Origin of the sequence: Lacrimispora algidixylanolytica (assembly GCF_003609635.1) — a bacterium.
In the GTDB taxonomy this organism is placed as follows: Bacteria; Bacillota; Clostridia; order Lachnospirales; family Lachnospiraceae; genus Lacrimispora; species Lacrimispora algidixylanolytica.
The window spans coordinates 1-18,476 of record NZ_MCIA01000011.1; the positions used below are offsets into that span (position 1 = coordinate 1).

Here is an 18,476-nt window from a genome sequence, read left to right on the forward strand (position 1 = left end):
AGCCGTAATTCTTACAACGACACAACCAAGGATTCCAGCCGTAATTCTTACAACGACACAACCAAGGATTCTAGCCGTAATTCTTACAATGACACAACCAAGGATTCCAGCCGTAACTCTTACAACGACACAAGCAAGGATTCCAGCCGTAACTCTTACAATGACTCCAGCAAGGATTCTTACAACGACTGCAGCCGTAACAACAATAAGTAATTTGAATTATTAAAACGAAAAAGCGAAATAAAAGGCGTGGGAAAGAGACAATGGGGTCCTTTCCTGCGTTTTTTTTGTTTCAAAGGCAAGGCCATCACATATTTTCGCAAACTGGAAAGTCTGGAATATATTATTATATAGAAAGGACAGGTGATAATATGTTCCAGACCATCCCAATTTGGGAAATTGATAATTATATTGAATATTATGATAATATTATGATTATAGATCTTCGAAATAACCAGTCTTACCAGAAATCTCATATCAAAGGTGCTGTCAATCTTCCTTACGAAGAGATGGACAGTTGGACCCGCACCTTGCCAAAGGATAAACTTTTGATTTTTTACTGCGCAAGGGGCGGGCAGAGCATGATGGTTTGCCGAAATTTAGAGCCACATGGATATAAAGTGGTTAGTATAGCCAATGGAATCGCATACTATCGAGGAAAATATATGGCGTGGGGTAGGTAAATTCATTGACAGATATATCCCCTAGCTTTAAAATATATCTATTATATACTAAAGGAGAATGAAATATGAAATATATGATTGCTTCTGACATTCATGGGTCAGCTTATTATTGCAGGCTCCTGTTAGATGAATATAAAAAATCCGGTGCCAGCCGATTGATTTTGTTAGGGGATATTCTGTATCATGGACCAAGGAATGATCTTCCAAGGGACTACGAACCCAAACAGGTAATTTCTATGTTAAATGGCATAAAGGACCAAATCTACTGTGTAAGAGGAAACTGTGACACAGAAGTAGATCAGATGGTATTGGAATTTCCTGTCCTTGCAGATTATGGATTGGTTTTAGTTGATGGTCTTACCATCTATATCACCCATGGTCATATTTATCATAAAGATCATCTGCCACCAATCCAAAAAGGAGATATCCTTCTTCATGGCCATACCCATATTTTGACCGCTGAGCGAGAAGGAGATATCACCATATTAAATCCAGGATCTGTTTCCATACCAAAGGCAGGAAATCCGCCTACGTATGGAGTTTTGGAGGATCAGGTATTTTCTATCCTGGATTTTGAAGGAAATAAAATAATAGAAATGAACTTAGGAGAATAAAGTGAAAAAAACATTTGAACTCATCGCGCCTTGCCATTTTGGTATGGAAGCGGTATTAAAGAAAGAAATAACAGATTTAGGATATGACATCACAGAAGTAGAAGATGGAAGAGTGACGTTCCTTGGGGATGATGAGGCAATTTGCCGTGCCAATATCTTTCTTCGTACCACGGAACGTATTCTTTTAAAAGTGGGAAGTTTTAAAGCGGAGACGTTTGAAGAACTTTTTCAGGCAACCAAGGCCATTCCTTGGGAACAATACATTCCGAAAGATGGAAAATTCTGGGTCACAAAAGCGTCTTCTATCAAAAGTAAGCTCTTTAGCCCTTCTGATATCCAGTCCATTATGAAAAAAGCAATGGTAGATCGGATGAAGAAATCCTTTGGACTGGAATGGTTCGAAGAAGATGGAAGTTCCTATCCTGTAAGAGTGTTTCTTTACAAAGATCAGGTGACCGTAGGAATTGATACGACTGGAGAATCTCTTCATAAAAGAGGTTACAGAACTCTTAACAGTAAAGCACCCATTACGGAGACACTTGCTGCAGCACTTATTATGCTGACTCCCTGGAATAAGGATCGAATCTTAGTGGATCCCTTCTGTGGAGGTGGTACCTTCCTCATAGAAGCAGCTATGATGGCGGCTAATATTGCCCCTGGCATGAATCGTTCCTTCCTGTCACAAGAGTGGGATAATCTGATTTCCAAAAAAATGTGGTACGATTCCTTAGATGAAGCCAATGATATGGTGGATAAAGAGGTAAAGGTAGACATTCAGGGATATGACAATGATCCAGAGATCATTAAGGCTGCCAAGTTAAATGCGGCCGCTGCTGGAGTGGATCATATGATCCATTTTCAGGAAAGACCAGTAAGTGCACTTAGTCATCCCAAAAAGTACGGATTTGTTATTACCAATCCGCCTTACGGTGAGAGACTGGAAGAAAAGAAAGATCTGCCAGAGCTTTACCGCCAAATCGGTGATCGCTATAAAGCACTTGATGCTTGGTCTTTATATATGATAACGGCTTACGAAGATGCAGAAAAATACATTGGAAGAAAAGCAGATAAGAACCGTAAGATCTATAACGGTATGATGAAAACCTATTTCTATCAGTTTATGGGGCCAAAGCCACCAAAAAGAAAAACAGGAGATTCGGTTGAAAAATAGAACAAGGATTGCCTTGATGCTTTTAGCAGTCTCAATCTTATCAGGGTGTCAATACAAAAGCCCTGATAAACCAGTAGTGGGAAAGGTGCCTGTAACAAGTGGCGCCCTTCCCAAATTCTACGATGGCAGAAATGAGGACAGGGTACCTGCTGTGAAAAACCAGGGAAATCTTGGAACCTGTTGGGCATTTGCGTCTCTTCAGGCTATGGAGGCAAGCTTGCTTCCGGGAGAATCCCTTGATTTATCCGAAGATCATATGTCCATTGGCAACGGTTTTTCCATTCCTCAAGAAGAGGGAGGGGAATTTACCATGTCTTTGGCTTATCTTTTGTCATGGAAGGGACCTGTTTTGGAAGCTCAGGACCCATATGGTGATGGGATTTCTCCTAAGGGGCTAAAAGCGGTAAAGCATGTTCAGGAAGTTCAGATGATTCCCGGTAAGGATTATGAAAAGATTAAGCAGGCGGTCCTTCGCTATGGGGGAGTGCAAAGTTCTTTGTATACCTCTATGACCGACGAAAACAGCCGTTCAGCCTCTTATAACGAAGAAGCGTATGCATATTGCTATATCGGCTCTGAACCTCCAAATCACGATTCTGTGATCATTGGCTGGGATGATAATTATCCAAAAGAAAATTTTCAAGCAGAAGTGAACGGAGACGGGGCATTTATCTGTCTAAATAGCTGGGGAAAGGGATTTGGGGACCAGGGGTATTATTATGTATCTTATTACGATTCCAACATAGGGATGAACAATCTTGTATATTCCCTTACAGAGGATGTTGATAATTACAGCCATATATATCAGTCGGACTTAAGAGGTTGGGTCGGGCAGTTAGGATACGGGGAAGATACCATATGGTTTTCCAATGTCTACGGAGCAAACAGTGACGAAACCTTGTCCGCAGTGGGATTTTATGCAACCGATTCTAATACCTCCTATGAGATATATGGAGTGGAGAAGGTAAATGGTGAGGATGATATTGTAACTGGCGGCGATTTTGACCGGAAGGTATTGCTAGCAAAAGGGAGCTTTGGCAATGCTGGTTATTATACAGTTCCGATTACCGGCAGTGTAGAGGGAGAGCAAAAGCTTTATAAGGGAGAACGGTTTGCTGTCATAGTTAAAATTACGACACTAGGTGCCGTCCATCCGGCTGCCATCGAATACGATGCAGGAGATGGTCGCACCTTGGTGGATATTTCCGATGGAGAAGGTTATATCAGTCCTGACGGGAAAAGCTGGGAGCGGTTGGAGAAAAAGCAGGACTGTAATCTATGCTTAAAAGCGTATACGACAGACCGATAGAACTGGCGATTAAGGAGAGTATAATGAACGAGGAAACGATAATTTTTGCAACCGGCAATGAGGGAAAGATGCGAGAGATTCGGGAAATCTTAAAGGATCTGGGAGCCAATGTTCTGTCCATGAAAGAGGCAGGTGCCGATCTTTCCATTGTAGAAGATGGAACCACCTTTTTGGAAAATGCCGAGATTAAGGCAAGAGCCGTATGGGAAAAGACTGGTGGGATTGTTCTGGCTGATGATTCTGGTCTTGTGGTTGACTGTTTAGACGGTGAACCTGGTATCTATTCCGCAAGGTACATGGGAGAAGACACCTCTTATGAGATTAAGAATCAGAATCTTTTAAACCGTGCAGCTAAGGCGAGTGGCGAGGAACGGAGTGCCAGATTTGTCTGCAGCATCGCAGCAATATTACCGGATGGAAGAGTACTTCATACAGAAGAAGCCATGGAAGGTCTATTGGCAGACGCGCCTGCTGGAGAAGAAGGTTTTGGTTATGATCCGATCTTTTATCTTCCGGAGTTCAAAAAGACAGCCTCACAGCTTACTATGGAACAGAAAAATCAGATCAGTCACCGCGGCAAGGCACTGGAAACGATGAAGTGTAAGCTTATGGAATATTACGGGGGGAAGAAGGATGAAAATACTGATTGTCAGTGACACGCATCGTAAGGACGACAGCCTTTATAAGATCCTTTCTGAAACCGGTCCTTATGATATGCTCATTCATCTGGGAGATTCGGAAGGCAGCGAAGAAAAAATCACAGGCTGGGCAGGAGAAGATTGTCCGGTTCACATCGTCCTTGGAAACAATGACTTTTTTTCCAATCTTGATCGGGAAAAAGAGATAACCATTGGAAAATACCGGATCCTTCTGACTCACGGTCATTATTATAATGTTTCCCTTGGTGTGGAACGGCTTGAGCTGGAGGCTAGGGAAAGAGATCTTGATATCGTTATGTATGGACATACCCACAGACCGTTTTACGAGGTACATAATGGGGTTATTATCTTGAATCCAGGAAGTTTATCTTATCCTAGACAAGAGGGGCGTAAGCCATCTTATATGATCATGGAAGTGGACGAAAGTGGAGAAGCCCATTTTACCCTTAATTTCCTAAAAGTTTAAAAGGAAAAAGACAACCATACATCGCCAGCCTAAATCGGCAAAGGGCAGTAAATGGTTGTCTCTTTTTCATGAGTAGGACTTAATTTGTTTTCCAGCCAGCAGGTAGGTAAGTGGCTGTGTTTGCAATCATTTCATCCGCTAACGTTTTAATTTCTTCTTCGGTTGCCCTGTTCTTTACCAAAGGATCAGCGGCAAATGCCTCATATACCAGAGTGCGGTCATAAGTAAGAGCGGCATTTAAGATTCGTTCGTGGTTGTCCACGTGAGGTTTGATCAGTTCCAAAATATTTTCTGGGATAGAACCAGCCACAATTGGTTTAATGCTGTCGCGCTCAAAGACAGCATTGGTTTCTACAATGGCATCCTTAGGAAGATTTGGAATCTGTAAATTCGTGTTTGGTATATTCACGTTGCTGACGGTTCGCTCAAGTCCACAGAGAGATTTAATAAGCAGAATACCTTCTTCTCCAGATGGTTTTAACTCGATTTTTTCTTCGCCATTTACCAAACGATGACTCTTTTCCAGTCGGGTCTTTAAGTCATTTTTTCTCCATGCTACAGTCGTAAGGCCAAACTTCCAGCTCTTTGTAGTCTCAGGATCTTTCAAATACTCATCTCCCGGCATGAATTCGGCCAGATGGCGGTCTCCGGCAGCAGCGATCAGGCCATAACGGCGGAACAAATCAAATTTCAGACGATGGGCGCATTCAAAGGTGTTGTTAGCCCAGTTTTTATCTGGTTCATGAAAGCCTTCTTCATAATGGGCGTCAATATAATCCCTGTAAACAGGGAATAAGTCAATGCCTTTGTAGGAAGCCTGATCAAACCAGGTAAAGTGATTGATTCCAAGAACGTTTACATGAATGTCCTTACGGTCGATGTCAGAAAGGCCAAGAGATTCCTCGCAGATACCTTTTAATACTTTCTGAGTACCAAAGACCTCGTGACAGCAACCAAATGCCTTGATCTGAGGAAATACATGGTACAGAGTTTTTACACACAAAGACATAGGATTGGTATAATTGATGACCCAAGCCTCAGGTGAATACTTTTTAATGGCTTCTGCTATGGTAACGAACATAGGGATAGTACGGAGGGCACGAATCATCCCGCCAGGTCCAGCCGTGTCCCCTACGGATTGATAGATGCTAAGCTTTTCTGGAAGATGAACGTCGGATTCCATCTCATCAAAAGTACCTGGAAGGATGGAAATCACTGCAAAGTCACAGCCAGTTAAAGCATCTTCCAGAGATTTGGAAGACTCATACTTCCATTTTCCAATGGTATCTTCTCTGTCAGTGAGTTGATTACCAATGATTTCATTATTTTTAGAGGAAGACTCATCAATGTCATATAAGCGGATGGTGCCACTTAAAGAATCATCCATAGATAAGTCAGTCATAAAGGTCCAGGCCCAGCCTCTTGAGCCTCCGCCGATGTAGGCGATCTTTAAATCCGTGATTTTGTTGTCAGAGTAATTCATGATGGAGTCCTCCTAGGGATGCGATATATTTTGAGATATTTTCAATGGCTCTATATTGCATATTATAATGCATTATAGTATTATAAATCTTATATAATTGGTGCTTTTTTTGATGAAATCATACTTTTGGCTACTAACTTGGAGGGAACAATGGACAAAATCATATTTTCTGAGAGCATGGAGGGTCTCGTCATTGATGAGGTAGTGCGAGATGAGGAATATTCCATGACGATGAACCACTTCCATGATACGTATGAACTTTATTATCTCCTGGAGGGGGAACGATATTATTTTATTGAAAAAGAAACGTATTACGTAAAAGCAGGAGATGTAGTTTTAATCAACCGGGAACAGGTTCATAAAACCAGTCAGGCAGGAAGCGGTAAGCATGACCGGATTTTATTACAGCTTAGTGGGAGAATTCTGGACCCGTGGTTAAAAAATGCAGGTGTATTTTCCTTGGAGCGTCTCTTTGGAGATTATTATGGGGTTTTAAAGGTTTCAGAGTTGGAACGGGAGGAAATAAAGTCTCTTTTGTTTGGCATTCGGGATGAGATCGGACAGCGGGGAGAGCGGTATGAGACTATGGTTCGTCTAAAGTTGTCCCAAATCCTTTTGCTCATCTATCGAATCAGAAAGAAAAGTGTTTTAAAAGAAATGCCCGCCACGGTACAAACTGCCAAGCATGGAAAAGTCCATGAGGTAGCAGAGTATTTGACCACCCATTGCGAGTCGGGAGAAAGTCTAGAAGAGATTGCTGAAAAATTCTTCATCAGTAAATCCTATTTAAGCCGGATCTTTCGGGAGGTCACAAGCTTTTCTGTTAACGAGTACCGGAATCTGGCCAGGGTGAGAAAGGCAAAGGAACTTCTTTCTAACAGTGATTATACGATCACAGAGATATCCGGTCTGCTTGGTTTTGAAAGTGTAACTTATTTTGAGCGTATTTTTAAAAAGCACGGGGACGAGACCCCGTCAGGTTATCGAAAAAAAACCAGGAGAGTGGAATCTTAAATGAAAGGATTCCACCTCCTGTTTTTTTATTATTTCTCCAGCGCCTCGCATAGTGCAGTTAACGCAAGTGCTTGGCCATATGCCATAGGCATAAGTAGGATGTTCTTATAATGATCTGCGGTCATGCCGATGCCGGTTCCGGCTGATACGTTAAGTACAGTGCCATCCTCGGAGATATTATCGCAGATCGCCAAGATCGCACGGTCTGCCGCTTTTTTATAGGATTCGTCAAGTATGCCAGCCTTAACACCACGAAGCAGACCTGCGGCAATGGCAGCGGATCCAGAAACCTCTTCATAGCTGGTATCATCGTTGAGAACGGTATACCAAAGTCCAGAAGGAGCCTGGAGGCGTAACAAAACACTGGCCTGAGCCTTAAAGGTGTCAATGAGATAATCCCTTACTCCCTGGCTTAAATCTTCCTTGCAATCATCTAGAAATTCCATAATTCCATAGGTGAACCAGGAATTGCCTCTGCACCAGAAGATGCCTCCGAAGTTATCCATCTGATCAAAGCGGAAGCCGTGATGGAAAAGACCCGTCTGTTTGTCAAAAAGGTATTTGATATGGACAAGGAACTGATGGGTGGCTTCGTCTTTCCATTCCTGCTTGTTTTCCTGGTATCCCATATGATTAAGGAAAAGCACGGACATAAATAAGGTATCGACCCAAAGCTGTCCTTCGTTTAAGTTCACTCCATTCCGGTCTCCAATGGCACTTGTTACGTGCTGAAAGCCGTTGTCAGGAGTCTTTGGAAGATCATGGATCAGCCAGTCTGCTCTCTGCTTGCAAAGATTTTTAAAATCCTGTGGATTTGTTAATTTATCTTGAATATAAGACAGAGGGAGGAAAGGAGCAGTGGTATTGATATTAATGGATGGAAGTCCCCGTTTTATATGCCCGTTATACCAGTTGTCAAAAAAGGAAAGATAACGGTCATCTCCATAAAAGTCCTGAAGCTTTTTTAGTCCATAGAGTCCAACTCCCTGGGGCCAGTCCCACTCTTCAATTCCGAAATCTCTTTGTATGATTCCTTTGCTCGTATCATTGGAACTGACAGTTTGGTCCTTATCGTAATCGCTGCCTCCCAGGTTCATAAGTTTTTCCACCACTAAATGGATTTTTTCAAGTAACTGTTCGTTTGTCATGATTAAGATTCTCCTTTTTGTGTGTGTTTCCTATTTGTTTTTTAATGTTTCAATATATTCGGTCGGCGGAAGGCCGGTATACCGCTTAAATACCTGACTAAAGTACTGAGGATTGCTGCCAAACCCTACCTGTCTGGCAATGTGCTTTACGTTATCGCTGTGATAAAAGGTCATAAGACGTATGGCTTCTTCCATTCGTTCTTTATTCAGATAGTCCGAAAAGCGCATTCCTTCTTCTTTAATAAACTGCTTGCTTAAGTATCCCACACTTACAAACAGATAATTCTCAGCCAGCCACTTTAAAGACAAATTCTCAGAATCCAGATGTTCTCTGATATAAGTTTTTAAAATGGATATATTGGAGCTGATTTTTTGAGAACCGGGGTCCTTTGTTTTCTGCACCATGACTACGGAAAGCAAATCTCTGATTTCCTGTACCGAATTGCAGGAATATATCCTTCTAAAAAAATCGCAGGCAGCATCCGTAGGAAGCTTTTCCTGTTCTACCCCACTTTGAAGGAACAGACCTAAGGCAAGGCTTCGGGCTGTGATTAATGGCATAGAGTCCATGAAAGCGGAATCCAAAAGGGCAGTCTTTTGTAATATGTTTTCGGCAGAAGTAATGGAGTCCTCCAGTCGGCTTATCATCCAGGGCGAAGCAATGTGATTTTTAATCTCGTGGGAACAGCCATCATCTTTTATTAGAAGAATTCGCTCAAACCTAGAGATTTTTAAAAGTATTTCATGAAATAAATGTTCTGCGGATTCCTTATGTAGGAACTCGGTTTCAAAGGTTACGGATTGGCCTGGATATTTTAACTCAGTGATTTGTCGCTCCATCTCCTCTTGAATCACAAGGGTGGAGGCTGGGAAGACAAGGACTGCTGCGTTCTTCACGTAAAGTATGGAAAAAAGCAAGGGAATCTTCGCGACTTCTAACATCCGCTTTATGTCACAGGCAAAATTCTTTAAATAACTTTCTTCTACAAAGGAACAGATGCAAGCATATTGGCAATCCTTTGGAACGGATAACAACCCCTGATATTTTCGAAAGACCGGAGAAAAGTTGTCCTGATGCTCTAATGCCTCCATGATAAAGCTTTGTTCCAAGGGAAAATGCAGACTTTTTAAGAAATGATCCTGCTGAAGCTTTCTATTTTCCTCTTCAATGAGTCGTTCCTTTCTCACAGAGACAAGAGAATCAATTAACTCATTTTTATCCGTTGGCTTTAATAGATAGTAGCGAACGCCGTATTTCATGGCTTGCTTTGCGTATTCAAAGTCATTGTACCCAGAAAGCAGGATAAACGTAATCTTTGAATCTGCTTTGATAGAGCGGTCGATCAGGTCTAGGCCATTTAAGATAGGCATCCGGATATCTGTAATCACCACATCTGGATATTCGTCACAGATAATATCATAAGCTTCCATACCGTTCTTTGCTGTAGCGATTAGCTTATAGCCCAGGGACTCGTAGTCAATCATCTGGGAAAGGGCTTCTCTTATAATCTGTTCGTCATCTACTATCATTAGTCTCAGCATATCAAGCCTCCTGTTCCTTTGGAATGGACAGCATGACAACTGCCTTTCCACCTTTGTTGTAAAATTTCAGTCCGTAATTGTCTCCGTAAAGCAGTTTTAATCTGGAATTAATATTAAGAAGACCCACCCCGGAGCCCTGTGGGGTGATCTCTTTGTTGGCGATCTTCTCTAATAGGTCCTCTTCAAACTGGGAACCTGTATTGGAAACCTGGATCTGGTAATCCTGTTCCATCTCTTGAATGGAAACTCGGATCCTGCATAGTTCATCGGTATCTTCCATGGCGTGCTTAAGGGCATTTTCCACCAGAGGCTGGATGCAGAGCTTTGGTACAAAGATCTGAGAGATCTTTTCTGGGGTATCAAGCTCAAAATTAAGTCTGTCCTTAAATCGTATTTCCTGAATTCGGATATAGTCATAAAGCACTTTTAGCTCTTCGGATAATGGAATAATGTCTTTCTGATCCGCGATAGAAGCTCTAAATAAATTTCCAAGAGAACGGACCATGACGGAAATATCATCAGCACCGTATTTTTGTGCCATCCAGTTAATGGTGTCTAAGGTGTTGTATAAAAAGTGAGGATTGATCTGCTGTTGAAGCATCTTAATGGTAGAGTCCCTGACAAGAAGTTGCTTGTCATAATTTTCGTCCCGAAGAACCTTTACGCTGTGGGTCATTTCATCAAAGCTGCGGTGAAGCTGACCAATCTCATCTTGGCGATTTTCATAATCATATAATTTAATATTGCGGTCAGGAACCTCTCCACTACCAAAACATTTGATCTTCTCAATGAGAAAATCAAGGTGGCGGAAGATGTGGCGGAAGATTACGTTTACCCATACGGCAGTTACGGTGATAATGCAGAAGGTAAAAAGAAAGATCTGCATGCTAATCAGACGAATGCCATAAAATAGTGGATCATAATCCCTGAAATATAAATAATCCCATTTGGCGTAAGGAATGTGTCCGCTAATGATAAATTCCTTTTTGCCATCTAAAGTGGCAATGGTATAAGCATTCTCCTGTTGTTTGATGTCCTCAATTAACTGAAGGCTTAATTCATCGTGAAAAGGTTCTGAGGGGTAGATTCTCTTGCCTCCTGACATGAGAATAAAATTGGAGTTTTCGGAAAGGCTTCCTGAATTTGTTAAGCCGTCTTCAATCATTTTATCCATGTTTACGGTAATATACATTTCACCCAGTTTCTTTAAGCTTAAGTATCTCAGCTTAAGAATTTGCCTGGCACAAACCGTATCAGGACCGGCCACTATGCTGGAGGACCAGATGGACCCGCCTTTTAGGGAATCAAGACTTTTACTTAACTCCTTAACATCAAACTTTAAAATATCATCAGAGCTACCCATACAAATATTGGTTCCATCCTCTAGGATAATATTGATGGATTTGATATAGCTGCTACGATAGATATAGCTATAAAGCTGCTGGTAAATATCCCTGCGAGCCAGAGCTCTTCGGTTGCTATAAGGATTTTCTGAGAGAAAAGTCAGGTTGCTTTGAATCGTCTGATCTCCAACTAAGCTGTCTGTTATAGTCTCAACTGTCTGCATCTCTGACTCTAAGTAGGTAGTGACGTGATTGAGCGAGTTTGCATTGGTCTTATAAAGTTCTTCGTTATAGCGAGTTGTTAAGATTTTCACACTTAATAAGAACGTAATGCAGATGGCAAGCATCGATAATAAAAAAACAGTCAGAATCTTCTTATATAAAGATAGGTTGTTAAACAACATAATACATCGATTCATAATCATACTTCCTTTCCCCATGTCTGTATTATATAGTAAAAGTGCAAAAAAATATATTAAAATTCGACATATAATTACAGAAAGCTGTTTTTTTAACCACAAAAAGCCATATTTTAACTTTACCGTTGTGCATATTTGACATATGATATGGATACGATAATTAAATCGAAAGGGAGGTTTTATAATGAAAAAGAGACTTTTAGCAACAACCCTTGCTGCATTGTTAGCAGTGACATCTTTAGCGGCTTGTGGCGCTAAGACAGACAAAACTGATACACAGACAACCGGAGCTTCCTCAGCAGCAGAGACAACAAAAGCAGCAGCTGGTACAAGCGCTTCAACCGGAGGAAAAGTTACTTTAAATCTTAGCTGGTGGGGTAACCAGACAAGAAATGATGTAACCAAAAAGGCAGTCGATCTTTATATGAGCCAGAATCCAGATGTAGATATCAAAGTAGAATTTACTGACTGGTCTGGTTACTGGGATAAGCTTTCTGCTATGGCAGCTGGTGGCAATTTACCAGATATCGTACAGATGGACTATTCTTACTTAAATCAGTATCAAAAGAGTGGACAGCTTGCAGATTTATCTGAATTCATCTCCACAGGAACGATTGATACCACAAAAATTTCAGAGAGCATTATCGAAAGTGGTTCCATTGATGGAAAATGCTACGCAATCAGCCTTGGAAGCAACGCTCCTATGATGCTTTATGATAAAGCAATCGTTGAAAAAGCTGGCGTTACCATTCCAGATCAGATGACCATGGATCAATTATACGATATCTCTAAAACGATATACGAAAAAACGGGCACAAAAGCTCTATATGACGGTGGAATCAACATGATGCAGATCATGGCAAGAGCAAATGGTTCTCATCTGTTTGATGAATTAACAACTGGCAAAGAAGATTCTATGAAGATTTATTTCAACACCATGGAGAAATTTGCAAAAGCAGATTTCAGCATTTCCGCAGATCTTCTTGCTGAAAAGAATCCAGACGTAGTTGAAACAAAACCAATTATTGATTCTTCCACATGGAATGATTTCTTATTATCCAACCAGTATATTAGTGTATCCAAAACTGCTGGAAGAGATTTAGGAATTACCATGTTCCCAACCATTACCGATTCTAAGTCACAGCCAATTTATTTAAAACCAAGTATGTTCTTCTCCGTTGCTGAATCATCTAAGAACAAAGAAGCAGCAGCAAAGTTCCTTGACTGGTTTGTTAACAGCACCGAAGCTAATGATATTCTTCTTGCAGAAAGAGGAATCCCAGTTAACTCTGCAGTTGCAGATGCAATCAAACCAAAAGCAGATGAAATTTCTCAGCACGTATTTGATTATGTAGCTAAGGTTTCAGAAGTTGCAACACCAATCGACGCTCCAGATCCATCTGGTAAGGGCGAAGTAGAAGCATTAGGAAAAACCGTTGTAGAAGCAGTCCGTTATGGGGATGCAACTGCAGACGCCGCCATTGGCCAGTTTGTACCTGAAGCTAAGAAAATCTTGGAAGAAGCAGCAAAATAGCACTTTAAAAGTCCGGAGGGGATAAGATGAAGAATAATCAGACACCCCCTAAGAGAAAAGAAACATTGGCACAAGTTTTAAACAGACCGAAGGTTGCAGGATATGTATTTATCCTGCCCTTCATTATAGGGTTTCTTGCATTCTTAGCCATTCCAATGATTCTTTCCTTAGGGTTTTCATTCACCAGATATAACATTTTAAAGACACCGGTTTTTATAGGTCTGGAAAATTACAGAACCATGTTTACTGGAGATCCAAAGTTTTGGAAAGTATTCGGAGTTACCATGTACTATGTTCTGTTTTCGGTGCCTCTCCGGCTTATCATGGCTCTTGCAGTTGCCATGTTGTTAGTAAAGAGTAGTAAATTATCTGGATTTTACAGAGCCGTTTATTATCTGCCATCTATCATTGGTTCCAGTGTCGCAGTTGCAATCCTCTGGAAAAGAATGTTTGCAAGCGATGGTGTTGTCAATGCACTTATGAAAGTGGTCGGGCTTCCAGGAGATATCGCATGGCTAGGAAGAACAGATACCGCAATCTGGACTTTAATCATACTAGCGATCTGGCAGTTTGGTTCTTCCATGCTTATATTCTTATCTGGTCTAAAGCAGATTTCGGTCAGCCTCTATGAAGCGGCTACCGTAGATGGTGCCAATGGAATTCAGCGATTCTTTAAGATTACGCTTCCTATGTTGACACCAACCATCTTCTTTAACCTGATTAACCAGTTGATCAACGGTTTCATGGCATTTACCCAAAGTTATATCATCACTCAGGGTAAGCCCAGAGATACCACTTTGTTTTATACCGTTTACATGTACCAGAATTCCTTTACTTATAATAAGCTAGGTTACGGATGTGCTATGGCTTGGTTCATGGTATTCGTTGTAGGTCTGCTGACTCTGATCCTATTTAAGACTCAGAAAAAGTGGGTACATTATGAAGCAGAAGGGTGATGAGAGATGATGACAGGATATAAAGAAAAACGAGCAGCCATCTCAGTGATATATCATGTATTTACCTTTTTCTTTGCATGTGTTATGATATATCCGCTTGTGTGGATGGTGATGAGCTCCTTTAAAGATACCAATGAAATATTTCGTACCGCAGCCAGTTTACTTCCAGAAACATTTTCTCCTGCCAACTATCTCGTAGGCTGGAAGGGATTTGCAGGTTACAGTTTTGCTATATTTTTTAAGAATTCCTTTGTCATTGCCGGTCTATCCACAATTGGAGCAGTTATTTCTTCTGCTGTGATTGGTTATGGATTTGCCCGATTGGACTTTAAATTTAAAAGCTTCTGGTTTGCATGTATGCTGCTGGCTATGATGCTTCCCTTCCAGGTCATTATGATTCCTCAGTATATTATCTTTAATAAACTGGGCTGGGTAGGCAGTTATCTTCCAATCATTGTACCTCAGTTTTTTGGACAGGGCTTTTTCATTTTCTTAAATGTACAGTTTATAAAAGGAATTCCCATTGACTTAGATGAGGCTGCGAGAATGGATGGTTGTACGGTTTATTCCATTTTCTACCGGATTATACTTCCTCTGATTAAACCATCACTGGTAACAAGCGCAATTTTCTCCTTCATGTGGAGATGGGATGATTTCCTTTCTGCGTTGATATACTTAAGTGATCCGTTGAAATATCCGGTCAGCTACGCTCTTAAGATGTTCTCAGACCCTACAGCTGGTTCAGATTGGGGCGCGATGTTTGCAATGGCAACTTTATCCCTGGTTCCTATTTTCTTAATCTTCTTAACTATGCAGAAGTATTTGGTAGAAGGAATCGCATCCACAGGAATTAAGGGCTAATGATAGCTTTTTATGCGGGAGACCAACAACATTTGGTTTCCCGCTTTTTTAAAATCTTAGAAAAAGGCGGAATGATGTTATGAATCCTATGAGAAACAGATTAAAGGCAGCAGTAGATTCAATCAAGCCATTGTGCTATCAGGACATGATTAGAGCAGAGCACGTACTGGTGAGTCCAGGGGATTACAGCTTTGAAGAAAACTTTGACAGCAGTGCGTTTTCGTGGATGCCTTTTGAGACGGATGAAACCTGGGGAGGGACTGATAAACATTACTGGTTTCTTACGAACGTAACGCTTCCTGAAACCTCTAGTGGAATGCAGGTAAGGGCGGTTTTAAATACGGGAGCAACAGATATCTGGAACACCGACAATCCTCAGATTCTCGTATACTTAAATGGAAAACTCTCTGGCACTATGGATATGAACCATCAAGATATAATCCTTTCTGACTATACAAAGGGCGGAGAATCCGTTGAACTAGTCTTTTATGCTTATTCAAACAGTTCAGGGCTTACGAACTTCTTCCATTTGGAGATTGGAACATATTCAGAGGTGATCGCAGCTTTTTATTATGATTTTGTCATACCTTTTGAAGCAGCAGACCTGTTGGAAGAGGGTGATTTGGAACGAATCGATACCTTTAAGTTCTTAAACGAAGCTCTTAATCTAGTTGATTTTAAACGGCCTGGTTCAGAAGAATTTCTTCAGTCTGTTAAGGAAGCAGATGCCTGGCTTTTGGAACATTATTATAAGGACAGGCCAGAAAATCAGGTCACAGTTCACAGCATTGGTCATACCCACATAGATGTAGCATGGAAATGGCCCTTAAAGCAAACAAGACAAAAGACCGTCAGAAGCTTTCAGACCGTCTTAAATCTGATGAAGCGTTATCCAGAATATAAATTTATGTCCAGTCAGCCTCAGCTTTATGAATTCGTAAAGGAAGAAGCTCCTGGTGTATTTGAGGAAATCAAACAGAGAATTAAGGAAGGACGATGGGAAACAGAAGGGGCCATGTGGCTTGAACCAGATTGTAATTTGGCTTCCGGAGAATCCCTGATTCGCCATATCCTTTATGGAAGACGATTCTTTGAAAAAGAGTTGGGCGCAGCTGCAAGTGAAGTATTATGGCTTCCTGACGTGTTTGGATACAGCGCTGCCATTCCACAGATTATGAAGCAATCCGGCCTTCCTTATTTTATGACCACAAAGCTTGGCTGGAATGAATTCAACCAGTTCCCAAACGATGTATTCCGCTGGAGGGGGATTGATGGAAGTGAGGTTCTCACCTATCTGATTTCCACAAGAGATTACTTAAAAAATGGGGAACCTGTAAAGAATTTTAGCACCACCTATAACGGAAGACAGGATGCCAAACAGATCATGGGAACCTGGCAGAGATTCCAGAACAAGGACGTAAGCAAAGAAGTGCTTACCTGCTATGGCTACGGAGATGGCGGCGGTGGTCCTACTGAGGAGATGTTAGAGCAGAGCAGACGCCTGGAACATAGTGTGGCAAGAGCGCCCAAAACAAAGCAGACCTTTGTAAAAGACTTCTTCCATATCCTAGAAGAGCGCATGGATGCAAAGCAGCTTCCAGTTTGGGATGGAGAGTTATATCTGGAACATCACAGAGGTACTTATACTTCTATGGCTAAGAATAAAAAGTACAATCGTACCTGTGAGTTCTTAAACGCAGACACTGAATTTTATTCCGTATTAAACCTACTGCTGACAAAGGATGGAGAATATTCGTCAAAAACACTGGAGGAAAACTGGAAGCTCCTTCTCTTAAACCAGTTCCATGACATCCTGCCAGGTTCCTCGATTAAAGAGGTATATGAGGATTCCCAGATTCAGTACGAGCAGATCATTCAATCCGGCAATGAGATCATTGAAACATGTATCAACCGTCTTCTTTTAGCCTCAGGTCATAAACAGGTAGATAAAGATTTCGAATCCTTATCTGTATGGAACACCTTAAGCTTTCCAAGAACCGGAATTGTATCCCTAAGCCAAAAAGTCCCAGACCTTGGTCTTTTATCTCAGGAGTCCGCAGACGGTGAGATTCTTTATCTGGCGGAAGAGGTTCCTTCCAAGGGGTATCAAGTATATGGAAGTGGAAAGGAGCTTTCTTCCTACGATGATTCCCCAGTGATATCCTCTTTTGAAGCAGATAAGGAAGGCCACCCGGCACGATTGGCCACACCATTCTATGAAGTGGAGTTTGGAGCAGAGGGAACCATGACTAAACTCTATGACAAAACGGAAGATAGAAACTTGTTAAAAGAAGGAACACAGGGAAATGAGCTTCTTGTATTTGAAGATCGTCCTTTGGAGTTTGATGCGTGGAACGTTGATTCTACCTACCGGGAAAAGGTATGGAAGGTGACTGAGGTGACTGAAGCGCGCCTGCTTGAAAATGGACCAGTAAGAGGTACCATCTTAATTACGAAGAAATTCATGGATTCCACGTTAGAGCAGAAAATATGCTTTTACAAGCATACAAAGCGAATTGATTTTAAGACCCATATCAACTGGACGGAACATCAGCTTCTTTTAAAAGCAGCGTTCCCTCTTGATATTCTTTGCAAGGAAGCCAATTATGACATTCAATTTGGAAATGTAAGTCGACCAACCCATGAAAACACCACCTGGGATCAGGCGAGATTTGAAGTTTGCGCACACAAGTGGGCAGATATTTCCGAACCAGGATACGGTGCGGCTCTTTTAAACGACTGTAAATATGGCTACGATATCCACGATTCTATCATCCGCCTTACCCTGTTAAAATCCGGTATTTTCCCAAATCCAGATGCAGATCAGGGGGACCATGAATTTACCTATTCTCTCTATCCTCACCAGGGCGATTTCCGCAGTGGAGGTGTAGTAAGAGAGGCCTATGATTTAAATTGCCCAATGAAAGCAACGGGCGTAACTGGTAAGGAAAGCCTTTCTTACTCCCTTCTCTCCATAGAAGAAGAGAACATTTTGGCAGATACCATAAAATGTTCTGAGGAGGGCGATGGTATTGTTATCCGCATGTACGAGACCTATGGAAAACGCACCAAGGCCCATGTTAAATTAGCTGATTTAAATGCAATTTCAATCGTATCTTGTACTTGTCTGGAAGAGGAGATTGAGGCCATTCCATTGATGAACGAGGAACTTATAATCACCTTTAAACCATACGAAATCAAGACCATTAAGCTAAAAAGATAGATACTCCTGCAAAAAGTGCACAAACTGTACAAGAACTTCACAAGGAATGCA

Annotated in this window: 16 protein-coding genes; 12 read left to right on the top strand and 4 right to left on the bottom strand. The window is 41.4% G+C overall.

What is annotated here, in order from left to right; genetic code table 11:
• From BET01_RS21530 to BET01_RS08745, 7 genes are all read left to right on the top strand, one after another.
• Window positions 1–213, top strand: a 213-nt coding sequence (locus BET01_RS21530; protein WP_120196418.1) for a hypothetical protein, incomplete at its 5' end; no start/stop codon positions are given.
• Window positions 214–371: 158 nt separating this feature from the next.
• A complete protein-coding gene (locus BET01_RS08720) occupies window positions 372–683 on the top strand; it encodes a rhodanese-like domain-containing protein (protein ID WP_120196439.1) in 312 nt (103 codons plus the stop codon).
• A 65-nt stretch (window positions 684–748) separates the two neighbouring features.
• Window positions 749–1,297: a phosphodiesterase gene (gene yfcE, locus BET01_RS08725; protein WP_120196419.1), complete on the top strand. Its 549-nt coding sequence runs from the start codon at window positions 749–751 to the stop codon at window positions 1,295–1,297.
• 1 nt (window position 1,298) lies between these two features.
• On the top strand, window positions 1,299–2,468 hold the full coding sequence (locus BET01_RS08730; protein WP_330512623.1) for a THUMP domain-containing class I SAM-dependent RNA methyltransferase: 1,170 nt from the start codon (window positions 1,299–1,301) through the stop codon (window positions 2,466–2,468).
• 16 nt (window positions 2,469–2,484) lie between these two features.
• Window positions 2,485–3,777, top strand: coding sequence for a lectin like domain-containing protein (locus BET01_RS08735; protein WP_120196441.1), 1,293 nt, complete (start codon window positions 2,485–2,487; stop codon window positions 3,775–3,777).
• A 23-nt stretch (window positions 3,778–3,800) separates the two neighbouring features.
• The gene (gene rdgB / locus BET01_RS08740; protein WP_120196420.1) at window positions 3,801–4,433 is read left to right on the top strand and encodes an RdgB/HAM1 family non-canonical purine NTP pyrophosphatase; all 633 of its coding nucleotides are present in this window, start codon (window positions 3,801–3,803) and stop codon (window positions 4,431–4,433) included.
• Complete coding sequence (locus tag BET01_RS08745; RefSeq protein WP_120196421.1) at window positions 4,411–4,902, top strand: metallophosphoesterase; 492 nt, start codon at window positions 4,411–4,413, stop codon at window positions 4,900–4,902. The genes rdgB and BET01_RS08745 overlap by 23 nt, the downstream gene beginning before the upstream one ends.
• Before the next feature lie 79 nt (window positions 4,903–4,981).
• On the opposite strand, the gene BET01_RS08750 is transcribed toward BET01_RS08745, so the two are convergent.
• Window positions 4,982–6,385: a family 4 glycosyl hydrolase gene (locus BET01_RS08750; protein ID WP_120196422.1), complete on the bottom strand. Its 1,404-nt coding sequence runs from the start codon at window positions 6,383–6,385 to the stop codon at window positions 4,982–4,984.
• Window positions 6,386–6,535: 150 nt separating this feature from the next.
• On the opposite strand from BET01_RS08750, the gene BET01_RS08755 reads away from it, so the two are divergent.
• Window positions 6,536–7,399, top strand: coding sequence for an AraC family transcriptional regulator (locus BET01_RS08755; RefSeq protein ID WP_120196423.1), 864 nt, complete (start codon window positions 6,536–6,538; stop codon window positions 7,397–7,399).
• A 29-nt stretch (window positions 7,400–7,428) separates the two neighbouring features.
• Here BET01_RS08755 and BET01_RS08760 read toward each other — a convergent pair whose 3' ends face one another.
• The 3 genes from BET01_RS08760 to BET01_RS08770 are packed head-to-tail and all read right to left on the bottom strand — an operon-like array spanning window position 7,429 to window position 11,851.
• Window positions 7,429–8,547 carry a glycoside hydrolase family 88/105 protein gene (locus tag BET01_RS08760; protein WP_120196424.1) on the bottom strand — a complete coding sequence of 373 codons (1,119 nt, stop codon included), beginning with the start codon at window positions 8,545–8,547 and terminating at the stop codon, window positions 7,429–7,431.
• Window positions 8,548–8,577: 30 nt separating this feature from the next.
• Window positions 8,578–10,089, bottom strand: a complete 1,512-nt coding sequence (locus BET01_RS08765) for a response regulator transcription factor (protein ID WP_120196425.1) — start codon at window positions 10,087–10,089, stop codon at window positions 8,578–8,580.
• A 1-nt stretch (window position 10,090) separates the two neighbouring features.
• A complete protein-coding gene (locus tag BET01_RS08770) occupies window positions 10,091–11,851 on the bottom strand; it encodes a sensor histidine kinase (RefSeq protein WP_158585010.1) in 1,761 nt (586 codons plus the stop codon).
• Between the two features lie 184 nt (window positions 11,852–12,035).
• Between BET01_RS08770 and BET01_RS08775 the strand changes: the two genes are divergently transcribed.
• From BET01_RS08775 to BET01_RS08790, 4 genes are all read left to right on the top strand, one after another.
• Window positions 12,036–13,385, top strand: coding sequence for an ABC transporter substrate-binding protein (locus tag BET01_RS08775; RefSeq protein ID WP_120196427.1), 1,350 nt, complete (start codon window positions 12,036–12,038; stop codon window positions 13,383–13,385).
• 26 nt (window positions 13,386–13,411) lie between these two features.
• Window positions 13,412–14,341, top strand: a complete 930-nt coding sequence (locus BET01_RS08780; protein ID WP_120196428.1) for a carbohydrate ABC transporter permease — start codon at window positions 13,412–13,414, stop codon at window positions 14,339–14,341.
• Between the two features lie 6 nt (window positions 14,342–14,347).
• Window positions 14,348–15,202 (top strand): carbohydrate ABC transporter permease, encoded by an 855-nt coding sequence (locus BET01_RS08785; protein WP_120196429.1) that lies wholly within the window; start codon window positions 14,348–14,350, stop codon window positions 15,200–15,202.
• Window positions 15,203–15,281: 79 nt separating this feature from the next.
• The gene (locus tag BET01_RS08790; protein WP_120196430.1) at window positions 15,282–18,425 is read left to right on the top strand and encodes an alpha-mannosidase; all 3,144 of its coding nucleotides are present in this window, start codon (window positions 15,282–15,284) and stop codon (window positions 18,423–18,425) included.
• The last annotated feature ends 51 nt before the right edge of the window (window positions 18,426–18,476 follow it).